The 16,518-nt window shown below is 59.6% G+C and carries 10 protein-coding genes; 5 read left to right on the top strand and 5 right to left on the bottom strand.

Going from position 1 to position 16,518, the window contains the following annotated elements:
* The first annotated feature begins 59 nt into the window (after nt 1-59).
* Together AC0IM9_RS01670 and AC0IM9_RS01665 are read left to right on the top strand one after the other, a co-directional pair.
* Nucleotides 60-1,802 carry a GTPase gene (locus AC0IM9_RS01670; RefSeq protein ID WP_482802816.1) on the top strand — a complete coding sequence of 581 codons (1,743 nt, stop codon included), beginning with the start codon at nt 60-62 and terminating at the stop codon, nt 1,800-1,802.
* Entirely contained in the window at nt 1,783-3,369 is a 1,587-nt protein-coding gene (locus tag AC0IM9_RS01665; protein ID WP_140913347.1) for a GTPase, read from the top strand. Before AC0IM9_RS01670 ends, AC0IM9_RS01665 begins: the two co-directional genes overlap by 20 nt.
* A 98-nt stretch (nt 3,370-3,467) precedes the next feature.
* Here AC0IM9_RS01665 and AC0IM9_RS01660 read toward each other — a convergent pair whose 3' ends face one another.
* The 5 genes from AC0IM9_RS01660 to AC0IM9_RS01640 form a co-directional block, all read right to left on the bottom strand.
* Entirely contained in the window at nt 3,468-4,949 is a 1,482-nt protein-coding gene (locus AC0IM9_RS01660; protein ID WP_482802815.1) for an efflux transporter outer membrane subunit, read from the bottom strand.
* 4 nt (nt 4,950-4,953) lie between these two features.
* Complete coding sequence (locus tag AC0IM9_RS01655; protein WP_482802814.1) at nt 4,954-8,082, bottom strand: efflux RND transporter permease subunit; 3,129 nt, start codon at nt 8,080-8,082, stop codon at nt 4,954-4,956.
* Nucleotides 8,079-11,210, bottom strand: coding sequence for an MdtB/MuxB family multidrug efflux RND transporter permease subunit (locus AC0IM9_RS01650; protein ID WP_482802813.1), 3,132 nt, complete (start codon nt 11,208-11,210; stop codon nt 8,079-8,081). Before AC0IM9_RS01650 ends, AC0IM9_RS01655 begins: the two co-directional genes overlap by 4 nt.
* A gap of 3 nt (nt 11,211-11,213) precedes the next feature.
* On the bottom strand, nt 11,214-12,479 hold the full coding sequence (locus AC0IM9_RS01645) for an MdtA/MuxA family multidrug efflux RND transporter periplasmic adaptor subunit (protein ID WP_482802812.1): 1,266 nt from the start codon (nt 12,477-12,479) through the stop codon (nt 11,214-11,216).
* Nucleotides 12,480-12,871: 392 nt separating this feature from the next.
* A complete protein-coding gene (locus tag AC0IM9_RS01640) occupies nt 12,872-13,732 on the bottom strand; it encodes a PilZ domain-containing protein (RefSeq protein ID WP_482802811.1) in 861 nt (286 codons plus the stop codon).
* A 166-nt stretch (nt 13,733-13,898) separates the two neighbouring features.
* Between AC0IM9_RS01640 and AC0IM9_RS01635 the strand changes: the two genes are divergently transcribed.
* Genes AC0IM9_RS01635 through AC0IM9_RS01625 form a run of 3 tightly spaced genes read left to right on the top strand, consistent with a single transcriptional unit; the run spans nt 13,899 to nt 16,166 of the window.
* Nucleotides 13,899-15,116: an MFS transporter gene (locus tag AC0IM9_RS01635; RefSeq protein ID WP_482802810.1), complete on the top strand. Its 1,218-nt coding sequence runs from the start codon at nt 13,899-13,901 to the stop codon at nt 15,114-15,116.
* A gap of 40 nt (nt 15,117-15,156) precedes the next feature.
* Nucleotides 15,157-15,630 (top strand): transcription elongation factor GreB, encoded by a 474-nt coding sequence (gene greB, locus AC0IM9_RS01630; RefSeq protein ID WP_482802809.1) that lies wholly within the window; start codon nt 15,157-15,159, stop codon nt 15,628-15,630.
* A 59-nt stretch (nt 15,631-15,689) separates the two neighbouring features.
* Entirely contained in the window at nt 15,690-16,166 is a 477-nt protein-coding gene (locus AC0IM9_RS01625; RefSeq protein WP_140913355.1) for an FKBP-type peptidyl-prolyl cis-trans isomerase, read from the top strand.
* The last annotated feature ends 352 nt before the right edge of the window (nt 16,167-16,518 follow it).

Raw genomic sequence — 16,518 nt, 5'->3', positions numbered from 1 at the left:
GTAATGCGGGTCACCCAACAAACCAAATTACTCGGTAATTAAAAACACAAGCTTACCACATGCTGGATTTTATCCAACTTCTCAAACAGCGTTACGAAATTGTGCTACAGCAGTTGGATCGAAAACATTCCCGCTTCGGGGAATACCAGCAACGCATAGAACAGTTACTCCACGCCGAAGCCTTCATCCGCAAAGGCCAGCTGCTGGAAAACCAGCCGGGCTTGCCTTTGCAGATTGCCGTGATCGGCCCGACCCAGGCCGGGAAAAGTTCGGTCGTCAATTTGTTGTTGAATAGCGATAGCGCGGGCGTCAGCCCTTTGGCCGGCTATACGGTCCATGCCCAGGGCTTCTGTCATCGAGTGGCAGCGGAGGCTTGCGACGGCCTGCAGCATTATTTCGGCCGTTTCCAGCAGCTGGGGCGCGACGCGTTACGGCCGGGGCGTTACGATTGTTATTCGCTGAGTCCCTGCGGCAACGTTTCCGCCTGGCTACCCGACTGTGTACTGTGGGATACCCCGGATTTCGACTCGATCGACTCCGCCGATTACCGGGAGGGCGTGGTCCGCACCATCGCCTTGGCCGACGCGGTGATTTTGGTGGTCAGCAAGGAAAAATACGCCGACCAATCGGTTTGGGAGTTGATGAAATTCATCGAGGCTTACCAACAGCCGACCCTGATTTGCGTCAATAAGCTTATGGAAGGCAGCGAGGCGGTCATTTTGGAATCGTTGCGCGACAAATGGCGGCAAACCCGGGCCGATCCGCCGCCGCCGATGCTGGGGATCTTGTTCCAGAAAGCCCCGGCCCAGCCGCAATGGCCGGCCCGCGCGGGTAGCGCGGTCGCCGAGCTGACGCAGAAAGTCATCAGGAACAAGCATTCGGTCAAGCAGCAACAGCTTGTCAGCCGCTATTGGCTGCCTTGGCTAGAGCCGGTATTCAGCGAGCACCACGCCCAACGCCATTGGCAGACCCTGGTGGACCAATGTCTGGCCGACGCGTTGAACGACTACCGGCGCGATTATTTAAATCACCCCCATCACTACCAGACCTTCCAGAATGCATTGTTGAATCTGCTGACGCTGTTGGAGATTCCCGGCTTGGCGCGGGTATTGGGCAAGACCCGACGGGCCATGACTTGGCCGTTTCGCAAATTGCTGGATTGGGGCAATGCCAAATCGGCGGCCAATCCCAGCCACGAACTGGCGGTGTTGCAGCAATTGGGCGAGCATTTGCTGATCCGGCTGGCCGACCGGGTGCTGGAGAAGACCGAAACCGAGCCGGCCGACAGCTATTGGTGGCGGGAAAACGCGATGGCCCTGCGCCAACGCCGCGGCGAAATTTTGCTGGCCTACCAACGCGCGGTCGATAGTTACCACCAAGATTTCCAGCAGGACGTCGAAGCCGCCGCGCAACGCTTGTACCGCAAATTGCAGGATCAGCCGCTGATTCTGAACAGTCTGCGCGCGACCCGCGCCACCACCGACGCCGGCGCGATGCTGCTGGCGATTCAGGCCGGCGGCATCGGCGTGCAAGATTTGGTGATTACGCCGCTGATCTTGACCATCACCTCGCTGCTGGCGGAAAGCGCCATCGGCAGTTACATGCATCGGGTCGAAGCCGAATTGAAACAGCACCAATTCACTACCGTGAAAAATACCTTATTCGACGACTGTCTGGGGCAGCGTTTGTACCAACTGCCGCTTGCCGTGCATAGCCAGACCCGGTTCAACATCTCCGAACAACAATGCCATGCCGCAGAGCTGGCGCTGAAAGAGAAGAAACATGGCTTGCGCATACTCTGAATTGGTGGCCGATGCCCAACGCTGGGCGACAAACGCCGCTGCCCACGGCCGGATAAGCGCGGAACAGGCCGGACTGTTCGACAACCTGGATCAAGCCGGCTCGGGGCCATTGTTTAAGCCCGACAGCGGTCAAACCGACATGCCGCTGATCGTCGCCTTCATGGGCGGGACCGGCGTCGGCAAGAGCAGCCTGTTAAACCGCCTGGCCGGCCAGGCCATCGCCAGGGCCGGCATCGAACGGCCGACCTCGCGGGAAGTGACGCTCTACCATCACCAGAGCCTGAGCATCGATAAACTGCCGGAGGGTTTGCCGCTGGACAGCATCAAAATCAGCCGTCACCACGATGAGAGCAATAGCCATATCGTCTGGATCGACATGCCGGATTTCGATAGCGTCGAACTCGGCAACAAACGCTTGGTGCTGGAATGGCTGCCGCATATCGACGTATTACTGTACGTGGTCAGTCCGGAACGTTATCGCGACAATAAGGCTTGGCAATTGCTGCTGGCGGAGGGCGCCAAACACGCCTGGTTGTTCGTCATGAACCAATGGGACCGCGGCCTGGCCGTGCAATACGACGACTTCAAACAGCAGCTGGCCAAGGCCGGCTTCGCCGACCCCTTGCTGTTCCGTACCAGTTGCAGCGAACCGGATGGCGACGAATTCGGTCTGTTGCTGGAGCAATTGCGACAGTTGTCCGGCCGGCATAACGTTGCCCGCTTGGAACGCCGCAATCAGCAACTGCGGCTTAGACGCCTGCAGCAAACCTTGCAACAGCTGGCCGCCGAGATCGACGGCCGCGATTTTGGCGCCTTACAGACTAATCTCGACGCGCTATGGCCGCAAACGGAAGCGAATTTGCATCAGGGGTTGGCCTGGGCCATGCAGCAGCTTGCCAAGTGTTGGGCGGACAAGCTTGGCCAGAACGCCGAGATTTCGTTATGGGACGAATGGGCGCAAAACCGGCTGAACGATATGCTCGACGAACTGATTCTGCAGGCGGCGCAAGCCAATTTGCCGACCAAACCGCTGAAGTCCGCGCTGCAGACTATCCGCGAGAACGCCGGTAAGACCCTGGCCGCCCAAACCGAACTGGCCGGGCGCCAAGCGATGTTGAATCCCGGCAACGGCGCCCAGCGTCTGCTGATGAAGGCCGCGGCTGTCGGCGAAACCTTACTGCCGCTGGCGGCAATGGGAGTGGTCGGCTATCAGGTTTTTTCCGGCTACTACCACAGTGCCGCCGAAAACAGCGCCTACCTCGGTACCGACTTTGCCGTGCACAGCGTGCTGCTGATCGGTTTGAGTTGGCTGATTCCGTTTTTCTTGCACAAGAAAATTCAGCCTTCGTTGTATAACGCGGCATTAAAGGGCTTGCACAAGGGGTTGCAATCGGCCTTGGCGGCGGTGTCGGCCGATATCCGCCAAATACTGGCTTCGGAACAACAGGGTAACCAAGCGCTGCGTGCCGAGTTGCAGGGGCTGATCGCGCGTTGCGCGGTGGCGCCGGAGGCGGCGATCGAAACCCAGAGTCTATTGGGCCGGGTATTGTTGGCCGATGGCGGTTAACCGATTTCGCAACGGGTACCGTTGATATTCGCTGCCTGCCACAATCACTGGAACCGGCCGAATGCCGCCTTGCCGCCAAACCGGCTGGCTTGGCCGGTTTACTCCACCAGCGGCAGAATCAAATAGTCGGTCCATTTCCGCTCGCCGTCGGCCTGGTCTGCGGTCGGCAGCAGGGTTTCGTTCCAGCCGCCGCCGAGGGCTTTGACCAGTTGTACCGCCGCCGACAGGCGCTGCCCCAATAACTGCACGGCGGTTTGTTGATTGGCCAGCGCGGCGGTTTGCGCGGTCATCACGTTCAAATAACTGACGGTGCCGGCTTGGTATTGGTTGTTGGTCAAGGCCAGCGCTTGTTTGGCGTTGGCAACCGCTTTGTCCTGGACTTGGCTTTCCTGTTCCAGTATCCGTAACGCGGCCAAATTATCCTCCACTTCCTGAAAGCCGGTCAGCACGGTCTGCCGGTAAGCGGCGACGCTGGCGTCGTAGGCGGCGATGGCCTGTTTGTATTGGGCGTTCGTCACGCCGCCGTCGAATAGGGTCAGGGCCAGCCCCGCCGGACCCAATGACCAGTAGCGCCGGGCCATCGTAAACAGATTGCCGGGGTCGCCGGATTGGAAGCCGTTGGTGCCGGCCAGATTCAACGTCGGGTAATAGGCGGCTTTGGCGACGCCGATTTGGGCGTTGGCGGCGGCGATCTGGCGCTCCGCAGCGGCGATGTCCGGCCGGCGCTCCAGCAACTCCGACGGCAGGCTGACCGGAATACCGGGCGGTTGCGCGTTCAGCGGCGCCGGGTCCAAAGCCAATTCGGCCGGTGTTTTACCGATCAATACTGCGATTGCGTGCTCCAGTTTAGCGCGTTGCACCCCCAGGTCGATGGCTTGGGCGCGCACCGTTTCCAACTGGGTTTCGGCCTGGACCACGTCGGCTTTGGCGGCGACGCCGACCGCATAGCGGTTTTTGGTGATTTCCAGGGTCTTGGTAAACGCGGCGATGGTTTCATCCAGCAGCGCCTTCTGCGCGTCCAATGTCTTCAATTGAAAGTAATTGTCGGCTAACGTGGCTTGGCTGGACAGAATCAAGCCGTGCAAGGTGGCGGCGCTGGCTTGGGCGCTGTCGGTATTGGCTTCCAGTTGGCGGCGGACCCGGCCCCATAAATCCGGCTCCCAGGCGATACCCACCGCCTGACCGAATAGATTGCGTACGCCGGCAACGGCGACGTTTTGGCCGGTCGCGGCTTTGAAACGATTGAAGCTGCCGGTCAATGTAGCCACCGGCAACAGCGACGATTGCGCCGATTGCACCAGATGCTGGGCTTGGCGGTATTGGGCCTCGGCTTGAATCACGGACTGGTTGGCGCCGGCGACCTGTTCTTCCAGGCTGTTTAACAGCGGGTCGCCGAAAATTTCCCACCATTTGCCCGGCAATCCGCTGTCGCGCGGCTGAGCCGGCTTCCAGCCTTTGGCTTCCTTGAATTCGTCGCTGATCGTGGCTTGCGGGCGCATGTAATCGGGACCGACCGTGCAGGCGGCCAATGGTAGAACCAGTAAGCAACAGACTGCGGCAGTTTTTTGTCGTGGACGCATGAAATTACAGTGGCTGGGAATTCGCCGCCGGACGGGCGGTCGGGTTGCTGAAACGGCCGTTGAGCCAGAGTCGGAAACGGTCCAGGTAAAGATACACCACCGGCGTGGTATACAAGGTCAGCAGTTGGCTGAAAACCAGACCGCCGATAATCGCTATGCCCAACGGCTGCCGCAATTCCGCGCCGTAACCGCTGCCCAAGGCCAGAGGCAGTGCACCGAACAAGGCGGCCAAGGTCGTCATCAGAATCGGCCGGAACCGTAGCAGGCAGGCTTCGAAAATGGCGTCGTGCGAGTTCAGGCCGTGTTCGCGTTCGGCCTGCAAAGCAAAATCGATCATCATGATGGCGTTTTTCTTGACGATGCCGATCAGCAGGATCACGCCGATCAAGGCAATGATGCTGAATTCCTTGCCGCAGGCCATCAACGCCAGCAGGGCACCGACGCCGGCTGATGGCAAGGTCGAAAGAATGGTGAACGGATGCGTCAGGCTCTCGTAGAGGATGCCGAGCACGATGTAAATGCTCAGCAGCGCCGCCAACACCAGCCAGGGTTGATTGCGGAGCGCCTCCTGAAAGGCCTTGCCCGAGCCTTGAAAGCCGGCAGTGATGTTGGCCGGCAGGCCGATGTCGCGTAATGTCTGCTCGATCGCGGCGCTGGCGGTCGACATGGATACGCCGGGTTTCAGGTTGAACGATAATTCGCCGACGGCAAACTGGCCCTGATGGCGCACCGTTAACGGCGTATTGCTCGGCGCAAAACTGGCCAGCGCGGACAACGGAATTTGCTTGGCTTGGTTGGGTCCGCCGCTGCCGGCTTGGCCGGGCGCACTGATATAGAGTTGTTTCAAGGTCTCGGTCGACTGCCAGTATTGCGGCGCTACTTCCATGATCACCCGATACTGGTTTAACGGGTTGTAGATCACCGACACCTGACGCTGGCCGAAGGCGCTGTTCAGGCTATTGTCGATCAAGGCCTGGCTGACGCCGTAGCGCGCCGCCAGATCGCGGTTGACGGTCAGGCCGATCTGTTCGCCTTTATCCTGCTGGCTGGTACTGACGTCGCTCAATTCCGGCAATTTGGCAAAGGCGGACTGTACCTTGGGCGTCCATTCCCGGAGCAGTTGCAGATCGTCGGCTTGCAGCGCGTAATCGATCAGGCCGAACGACGGCCGGCCGCCGATGCGCAATTCTTGCGACGGCGATATGTGCAGATTGGCGCCGGGTATCCGCCCGGCCGCTTTGCGTAGTCGCTCCATGACGATGTCGATCCCGTCGCGCTGTTGGTGCGGTTTCAAGGTGATGAATATCCGGGCACTGTTCGCGCTTTGCGAGCTGCCGGCGAAGCCGGCGACGTTGGCCACCGCCGGGTCTTTCAGCAGGATGTCCGAGATCTGCCCGAACTGCTTTTGCAAGGTTTGGAACGAGGTGTTCTGATCGGTTTGAATTTCGCCCAGCAGTCGGCCGCCGTCCTGGGTCGGAAAAAAGCCTTTGTCGATATGGATATAAAGATAAACGTTCAGGCCTATCGTCGCCAGCAGCAACACCAGTATGAATCGGCCGTGGCGCAAGGTCCAAGCCAGGCTGGTGCGGTAAAGATGTTGCAGCCGGTCGAAGCCGGCGCCGATTGCGTAATAGAGGCGGCCGTGTTGCCCGCCGTCGCGACCCAGCCAGCGCGCGCACAGCATCGGCGTCGTCGTCAATGAAACCAGCAGCGATACCAATACCGCCGCCGACAGGGTTACGCCGAATTCGCGGAACAAACGGCCCGGCACGCCGCCCATCAGCAGGATGGGCAGGAATACCGCCACCAACGATACGCTCATCGACAATACGGTGAAACCGACTTCGTTGGCCGCCAGCAGCGCGGCCCGGAACGGTGGCACCCCTTGTTCGATATGGCGGTTGCTGTTCTCGACCACGACGATGGCATCGTCGACCACGAAGCCGGTGGCAACGGTCAGCGCCATCAGGGTCAGATTGTTGAGGCTGAACCCGCACAAATACATCACACCGCAGGCGCCGAGCAGGGAGGCGGGTACCGCGACGATGGGCACCAGCGCCGAGCGCGGGTTACGCAGAAACACCAACACCACCAGGATCACCAGCGCTACCGCAACGAACAGGCCGTGTTCGACTTCCCGGATCGAGGCCCGGATCGACAGCGAGCGGTCGACCACCACCGACAGCTCGATATTGCTGGGCAGCGCGGCCTTTAATTGCGGCAACACCGCCAGCACTTCGTCGACGGTCTGGATCACATTGGCCAACGCTTGCTTGCGGATGATCAACAATACCGACGGCTTGCCGTTATGCAGGCCGGTGTTGCGCAGGTCTTCGACCGAATCGACCGCCTGACCCAGGTCGGAAATCCGCACCGGCGCACCGTTGCGGTAAGCCACAATCAAGGGCAGATACTCTGCGGCCTTACGCGCCTGGTCGTTGGCCTGAATCTGCCAGCGGGTGTCGGCGTTTTCCAACACTCCTTTCGGCCGGGTGACGTTAGTCTGGGCGATGGTGGTGCGGACGTCGTCCAAGCCTATGCCGTAATGGCTGAGGGCGTTGGGATTCAATTCCACCCGCACCGCCGGCAAGGCCGCGCCGCCGATCTGCACTTGGCCGATACCGGGAATTTGGGAAATTTTTTGCAACAACAGCGTCGAGGCGGCATCGTACATCTGGCCGCGAGGAATGCTGTCCGAGGTCAACGCCAGAATCAGGATCGGCGAGTCGGACGGATTGTCGCGCCGGTAGCTGGGCCGATTCGGCATGTTACTGGGCAGCATGCTGGCGGCCGCGTTGATCGCGGCTTGCACGTCGCGGCAGGCGCCGTCGATGTCGCGATTCAAATCGAATTGCAGCGTAATCGAGGTGGAGCCTTGCGAACTGTTGGAGGTCATTTCGCTGACCCCGGCGATGCGGCCCAACGCCCGCTCCAGCGGTGTGGCGACGGTAGTGGCCATGGTTTCGGCGTCGGCGCCGGGCAATTGCGCCTGCACCGACACGGTCGGGAAATCCACCTGCGGCAACGACGACACCGGCAAACTCAAAAACGCTAGTATCCCGCACAGCGAAATCGCCACGGTCAGCAGCGTGGTGGCGACCGGGCGGCGGATGAACAATGCCGACAGATTCATCGCGACTCGCCGTTGGCTTCGGCCGAATCGTCGCCGTCCAATCCCAATGCCGTTTTCACCCGCCGCGCCAGATGATCCATCGCCAGATAAATCACCGGCGTGGTGTACAAGGTCAGCAGTTGGCTGAGCAACAGGCCGCCGACCATCGTGATACCCAGCGGATGACGCAGTTCTGCACCGACGCCGTTGCCCAGCATTAACGGCAGGGCGCCGAGCAGCGCGGCCAGCGTGGTCATCACAATCGGCCGGAACCGCAGCAGACAGGCCTGAAAAATCGCCTGTTCCGGCGGCAGGCCTTGCTGGCGTTCGGCGTCCAGCGCAAAGTCGATCATCATGATCGCGTTCTTCTTGACGATGCCGATCAACAAAATAATGCCGATGATACCGATGATGCCCAGATCGTTATTCGATAGTTGTAAGGCCAGCAGCGCGCCGACGCCGGCCGAAGGCAGGGTGGACAGGATCGTCAGCGGGTGGATATAGCTTTCGTAGAGTACGCCGAGGACGATATAGACCGTGACGATCGCCGCCAGAATCAGCCATAGGGTATGGGTTAACGAGGCGGTGAAGGCTTGGGCCGCGCCCTGGTACTGGCTGCGGATCGACAACGGCAATTCGATATGCTGCTTGGCCGCTTCGACCGCGGCAATCGCGTCGCCCAAGGCGTAACCGGGCGCCAGATTGAAGGATACGGTGCTGACCGGATACTGGTCGAGATGGTTGATCGCCAAGGTGGTCGGCCGCTCGGATAGGTGGGCAATCGCCGATAGCGGCACCTGGCTGCCGTTGGTGGAGGGCACCCGCAATTCGTTCAGCGCCGTCGGACTGGTTTGCTCGGCCGGATCGACTTCCAACACCACCCGGTATTGGTTGGCCTGGGTAAAGATGGTCGAGACCAGACGCTGGCCGTAGGCGTTGTACAAGGCATTGTCGACCGCCGCCGTGCTGACGCCGAGCCGGCTGGCCGTTGCCCGGTCTATTTCGACGAACACTTGCCGGCCTTGATCCAGCACGTCGCTGACCGCGTCGCTGAATTCGGGCTTAGCGCGCAGCTCATCCACTAATTTGCCGGTCCAGCGGTTCAGTTCGTCCCGATCGGCGCCTTCCAGGGTAAATTGATACTGGGTGCGGGTGACGCGGTTTTCCATCGTCAAATCCTGCACCGGTTGCAGATATAACTCGATTCCCGTCAGTCCCGTCACTTGTTGCTGCAACGACGCGATGACTGCGGATGCCGGCGGCCGCTGCCCGTGCGGTTTCAAGTTAATCAGGAAGCGGCCGCTGTTTGGGGTCGGGTTGATACTGTCGACGCCGATGAAGGAAGACAGGCTTGCCACCGCCGGGTTGGCCAGGATGACAGCGGCCAACTTTTGCTGCTGCTCGGCCAGCGCCTGAAACGACACGGTCTGCGGTGCTTCGGAAAAGCCTTGAATGATGCCGGTATCCTGGCTGGGGAAAAAGCCTTTCGGAATCCACAGGTACATCGCCACCGTCAATGCCACGGTCGCAAAGAATACCAACAGCGTGGCGGTTTGCCGGCGCATCACCCATTCCAGCGTGCGGCCGTAAACCGCGATTAATCGGCCGAACCAGCCGGTTTCAGGCTCGGCCCCGGCCTGGCTGCTGCGCAATAATTTGGCGCACATCATCGGCGTCAAGGTCAGCGAGACCACCGCCGAAATCAGAATCGCCACCGCCAAGGTGATTGCGAATTCCCGAAACAAGCGGCCGACCACGTCGGACATGAACAGCAGCGGGATCAACACCGCGACCAGCGAAAACGTCAGTGAAATAATGGTAAAGCCGATTTGCTCGGAGCCTTTCAACGCGGCTTGCAGCGGCGATTCGCCGCGCTCGATGTAGCGGGAGATGTTTTCGATGACCACAATCGCATCGTCCACCACAAAGCCGGTGGCGATGGTCAGCGCCATCAAGGTCAGGTTGTTGATGCTGAATTCGGCCAGATACATCGCCGCGAAAGTGCCGACCAAGGACAGCGGCACCGCGACGCCGGGGATAATGGTCGCCGGAATATTGCGTAAAAACAGGAAGATCACCATCACCACCAGCGCCACCGCCAGCAGCAGTTCGAATTGGACGTCGTGGACCGAGGCGCGGATGGTGACGGTGCGGTCGGTCAAGGCCGAGACTTCGATACCGCCGGGCAGCGAGGCCTGCAATTTGGGGAGTAATTCTTTGATGCGGTCGACGACTTCGATCACGTTGGCGCCGGGTTGGCGCTGAATGTTGACGATGACCGCCGCGGTGTCGTTAGCCCAAGCGGCCAAGCGGATGTTTTCGGCAGCGTCGACCACGTTGGCGACGTTGGCTAACTTGACCGGGGCGCCGTTTTTGTAGGTCACGATCAACTCGCGGTATTCGGCGGCCGAGCGTAATTGGTCGTTGCTGTCTATCGCCGCCGCTCGAGCCGGGCCGTTGATCGAGCCCTTGGGCTGAGCCACGTTGGCGGCTGCGATCGCGGCGCGGACGTCTTCCAGGCTGATGCCGTAAGCCGCCAAGGCTTTGTGGTTGGCCTGTATCCGCACCGCCGGCCGCTGGCCGCCGCTGATGCTGACCATGCCCACGCCGGGCAACTGGGCGATTTTCTGGGCGATGCGGGTATCGACCAGGTCTTCGACTTTGAACAGCGGCAGCGTCTTCGAGCTGACCGCCAAGGTCATGATCGGCGTGTCGGCCGGGTTAACCTTGCTGTAAATCGGCGCCTGCGGCAAGTCGTTGGGCAGGAAATTGGCGGCGGCATTAATCGCAGCCTGCACGGTTTGCTCGGCAACGTCCAAGTCCAGGTTTAGGTTGAACTGCAAAGTGATGACCGACGCCCCGCCGGAGCTGGTCGAAGTCATTTGGGTCAAGCCCGGCATTTGCCCGAATTGGCGCTCCAACGGCGCGGTGACGATCGCGGTCATCACTTCCGGGCTGGCGCCGGGGTAGAGCGTGGTGACCTGGATGGTCGGATAATCGACCTGCGGCAGCGCCGATACCGGCAACAAGCGGTAGGCCAGCACGCCGACCAGCAATAGCGCGAACATCAGCAGCGAGGTTGCTACCGGCCGCAGGATGAATAGCTTGGACGGATTGAAACCGGCCTTGCCCGGTTCGCTGAAACTCATGCATTATCCCCGTCGCCGACGTTTGCCTGCTTCGCCTTCCGCCGGGTTTGGGTTGGCCGGGGCGGCAACGGCCTGGCCGTCCCTTTCGGCAACATCGACTTTGCTGCCGTCCTTGACCCGGTCGCTGCCGTTGACGATCAGAGCCTCTCCGGCCGCCAGTGCTGCCGGCACCGCGATCTTTTCGTCGTTGCTCGGGCCCGGTTCGATCCGGCGCAGATGAGCGACGTTTTCGCCGTCGACGATAAAGACGAAGGGGCCTTGGGCGTCGTGTTGCAGTGCCGCGGCCGGAATTTGGGTAACCCCGCGCAGCGTGTCCAGGTGCATTTTGACGTTAACGAACTGGTTGGCGAACAGGGTTTGTTCGCGGTTGTCGAATTGGGCTTTGAGTTTGATGGTGCCGGTAGTCGGGTCGATCTGGTTGTCCAGCGCCATCAGTTTGCCGTCGGCGAGCTTGGTTTTGCCGCTGCGGTCATAGGCTTCGACGCCAATGTCTTTGCCTGACCGGTAGTGTTTCGCCACCTCCGGCAATTGGTCTTCCGCCAAGGTGAACACGATGTTGATCGGCTGGGTTTGGGTGATTACGACCAAGCCGGCGGCGTCGCTGGCGCGGACGATATTGCCCTGGTCGATTTGCCGTAAGCCGACTCGGCCGGCAATCGGCGCGGTCACTTTGGCGTAACTTAGTTGTAATTTGGCGTTGTCGACCTGGGCCTTATCCATTTCCACGCTGCCGCGGTATTGTTTAACCAAGGATTCTTGAGTCACGGTTTGCTGGGCGGCGATCGAATCCTGTTCCAGCAGGGTTTGGTAGCGGGCTTGGTCCAGCTCGGCGTTTTTCAACAGCGCTTCGTCGCGTTGCAATTGGCCTTGAGCCTGTTGTAACTGTACTTGAAACGGCCGCGGGTCGATTTCGGCCAGCAGGTCGCCGGCCTTGACCGGCTGGCCTTCGCTGAAATAAACCTTGACCAGTTCGCCGTCTACCCGCGGTTTGACTGTGACGGTGCGGAGCGCGGTGACGGTGCCGAGTGCGTTCAGATATACCGGGAAATCGCCGCTGCGCGCGGTCGCGACCGATACCACCGCCGGTGCGTCGTCGTCCTGGCCAAAGCGTTTGCTTTTAGCGCCGCGCTCGGCTTTTTTGTCCGGAGCGGTTGTCCCTTGAAGGAAATAAATGCCGGTGCCGGCTGCACTGAGCGTCAGCAGGATTGCCAGCCAAAGCCGGATTCGGCTTTGGCCGCGTGTCGGCGGAGTCGTTGCTTGATTTGTCATACGGTTGTGCAATTTAACTGTACTCAGTGAGCGGGAGGCGGCTGGCGGCGGTTGGTTGCCGGACCGGCTTGCGGGCGGATTCGGTATTGGGCGTTGTCATGCGCGCTGCTGTTGGGCCCTTAACAAACTGGGCATTTGAAATGGCCGATTGGTTTTGAAATAAACATTTAGCATTTTGCAGTGTGATTGGCTGCTGCCAGCGGACTCAAATCGTATGGCTTTGCTGAATCATATCGGAGTGTTTGCATTGCCGCGCTATTTTTAGGTCGGCTGTCGTGTGCCGAGCGAGCGGATATTGTGACGTAATTGCGGCCGACGCGTTCCGGCGGGAATTGTAAAATCCGGTAAAATCCGGCGCCGCAGCGGTTGGCGGGGCGAAACCGGCGGGACGTTTAGAACGCCAAGTACAGGTATGCGGTGATTGCGGTGGCGCTAATGCCGACGATTTTCAATTTGTCCAGACCGCTTTGCTGCTCCCAGAAATAGCCGTAACTGGATTTTTTCCGCAACGCGAATAGCAGCAGTTTGTTCAGCCAACGTTTGCCGGCTGCCGGAATCCTGCGGCCGACGAAATATGCTACCACGGAAGCGAGCGTGACAATGGTATAGAACACGATGACCTGGGTTTCGTGAGTACCGGTATGCAGTAAATGTTCGACTACGTGGTCCAGGCCCATTTCCAGGTATTCGAACAGCAGATGGGCGACATGCAGCGCGATTTCCCACAGATGGTGCAGTAACCCGAGCAGCAGCGCCCAGGCCAGATCCGGCATCGCCAGCGCCGTTAGCAACAACGCGGCGGTTAAGGCTTTGATCGTCATTTCTTGTTTGTTGCGGCGGTCGACATGGCGCCGCAGCAATGCGCCGTCGGCTTCGCTCAAGTTGACGAAGCGGATCCCTACCGTATGCGGATAGCGGTTGTCTTCGTAGGGGTTGCTGGGTTTGCAATACACCACCTGGCCGCAAGTACTGATCGTGGTCATGCTCGACAACAACAGAATTCTGAGGAGTAAATAGTCGCCGGTTAGCATGCGCTCTTTCGCGGTGAACGACATACCGTTGGCGCTGATATTGGCTTGCAAGGTATCGTTTTCGACACTGCTCGACGGCGGCAGGACTCGTCCGGCCCGGCCTGTGGTGTGGGCGGACAATTCGCCGTCGGGTATCGCTTGGTAGAAAAGGTTGACCTGTTCGTAGATGCGTAGCGCCAACCTGCGGTTGTGGTGTTGGGTCTGGGTTGCGGTCAAGCTCATCGAAGCCCTCGTTACTCAAGCGGATTACTGTCTGATAATAGCCAATACCGCCGATTTCTCAATCTGCCGGTCCACTAGTCCGTTTGCGGCAAGCGCCGGTCGAAACGCGGTACACTACGCGGCGCGCGGCCCACGCCGCATTTTGACCCTTTCGCCGCGACTCGACATGCATCTGCCCGCTTATTTCAATACCGCCTTCATCAAATTACTCAGTTTCCGCTTGTTGATCGTGTTGGCCTACCAGATGATGGCTATCGTCGTCGGTTGGCATATTTACGAATTAACCCATGACGCGTTGGCATTGGGGCTAATCGGTCTGGCCGAGGTGATTCCTTATTTCTGTTGCGCGTTGTTCGCCGGTTACGCGGTGGACCACTATTCCCGGCGCTGGTTCGGTCTTGGCGCCAGCCTGCTGGTGGCCTTGAACGGCCTGATGTTGGTCGCGGTATCCGAAGCCTGGATCGCCAACCGGCCGCTGGTATGGATTTACGCGGCGATTGCCTTGACCGGTATTGCCAGAGCTTTCATCGGCCCCAGCTACAGCGCGCTGTTCGCCTTGGTCCTGCCGCGCGAACAATACGCCCGTGCCGCGGGCATCGGCAGTTCGGCATTCCAATTCGGACTGGTGGCCGGACCGGCCATCGGTGGTTTGATTGTCGCTTGGGCCGGTAAGACCGCGGCTTACGAAACCGCGACCGGGTTGTGCGTGCTCGCCACGCTGGCATTGTTGTCGTTACGGGTGGCGGAGCCGCAGCCGGCGGAAAGCGCGCCGATTTTTACCAGTATCGGCGAAGGCCTGCGTTTCGTGTTCGGCAATCAAATCGTGCTGGGCGCGCAGTCGCTGGACATGTTTGCGGTATTGTTCGGCGGGGCCGTGGCGATGTTGCCGGCTTTTATCCACGAAATTTACCATTACGGGCCGGAAGGTTTGGGCATTCTGCGCGCGGCGCCGGCGGTCGGGGCGGTGATGATGGGTTTATTTCTGGCCCGGTTTCCGATCGATCGCCACGCCGGGCGCTGGCTGTTGGCGGCCGTCGCCGGCTTTGGCGTCTGTATGATCGGCTTCGCCCTGGCGCGAAATTTCTGGTTGGGCGGCGCGTTTTTGTTGTTGTCCGGTCTGTTCGACGGCGTCTCGGTGGTGATGCGCACCACGATTTTGCAATTGGCGACGCCGGATCCGATGCGCGGCCGGGTGTCGGCCATCAACGGCATCTTTATCGGCTCGTCCAACGAATTGGGCGCATTCGAGTCCGGCGTCGCGGCGCGATTGATGGGTTTGGTGCCGTCGGTCGTGTTCGGCGGCGTGATGACCTTACTGGTCGTGGCCGGCACCGCAAAACTGGCGCCGCAATTGCGCCGTTTGCAATTGCGGCAATTGCATTGATCGGCATTCTCAGGCTTCCCGAAACGAGGCGGGCAAAACCATGGCGACACCGTTGATTACCCGGCAGGGTTACGAAAAATTGCAACAGGAATTGGATCATCTTTGGCGGGTGGAACGGCCGGAGGTGACCAAACTGGTGACTTGGGCCGCCAGCTTGGGCGACCGCAGCGAAAACGCCGACTACCAATACAACAAGAAGCGCTTGCGCGAGATCGACCGCCGGGTGCGATATCTGCAAAAGCGGCTGGATTGCTTGAAGGTGGTCGATTATCACCCGGAGCAGGAGGGCAGGGTGTTTTTCGGCGCCTGGGTCGAGATCGAGAACGACGAGGGCGAAAAAAAGCGGTTTCGGATTGCCGGCTACGACGAGATTTTCGATCGGAAAGATTACATTTCGGTCGATTCGCCGATGGCGCGGGCCTTGTTGAAAAAGCAGGTGGATGACGATGCCGTGGTCAAAACCGATGCCGGCGTGTTCACCTGGTATATCAACTCGATCGAGTACCAGAAATAGGCGCGCCGGGCGGCAAAAGGGCTTATCATGTCGGCTTTTTTCACCGGTAAAGACGCCTTATGCAAATTTCAGACAAAACCGCCGTTTCCATCCATTACACCTTGACCAACGGCAGCGGCGAGCAGTTGGATAGTTCCAGAGGCGAAGCTCCGCTGGTTTACCTGCACGGTGCCGGCAATATCATCGCCGGCTTGGAAGCGGCTTTGACCGGCAAGCAGGCCGGAGACAAGTTCAACGTGACGATTCCGGCCGACCAAGCCTATGGCGAAGTGTCGGAAGAGATGATTCAGGTTGTTTCCAGAAATATGTTCGATGGGATGGATATCGAAGTCGGCATGCAATTTCACGCCGAAGTCAGCTACGGCCCCGGCATTATTACCATCACCCAAATCGATGGCGACGACATTACGATAGACGGCAATCACCCGCTGGCCGGGGAAGATTTGACCTTCGACGTCGAAGTGGTCGAAGTCCGCCCAGCCAGCGCCGACGAGATTGCCCACGGCCACATCCACGGTGCCGGCTGCCATCATTGATCTTGCTGTGACACCGGCCAGGGAGGGCCGGCTTCGGCAAGGGTTTTTGCCAAACCTCCATCTTCCAAGCCATCGATTTGAAATCCCGCCCGCCGCAGCTAATCTTTGTAGTTAAACGGTGACGGGAAGTCTTTTGAATTTGCCGTTTCCAGGAAAGGCGTAAAGCCGCGGCGCCCACTTTTTTCCGGCTGCAATGCTTGTGAGACCGGAGTTCCCGATCGGCGCAAGCCTTGCAATTCTATCCTTAACAAACCGCCGGATGGCTTTGCCTTACGGATTGAATGCTTGGATATCAATGAATGGCTACTGCTAACCGCTCCGTGTCGACGTTATCGCCGCATATTCTGGCGTT

The sequence above is a fragment of the Methylomonas sp. Uni0011 genome (assembly GCF_056850255.1).
This window is presented reverse-complemented; position numbering and strand designations above follow the sequence as displayed.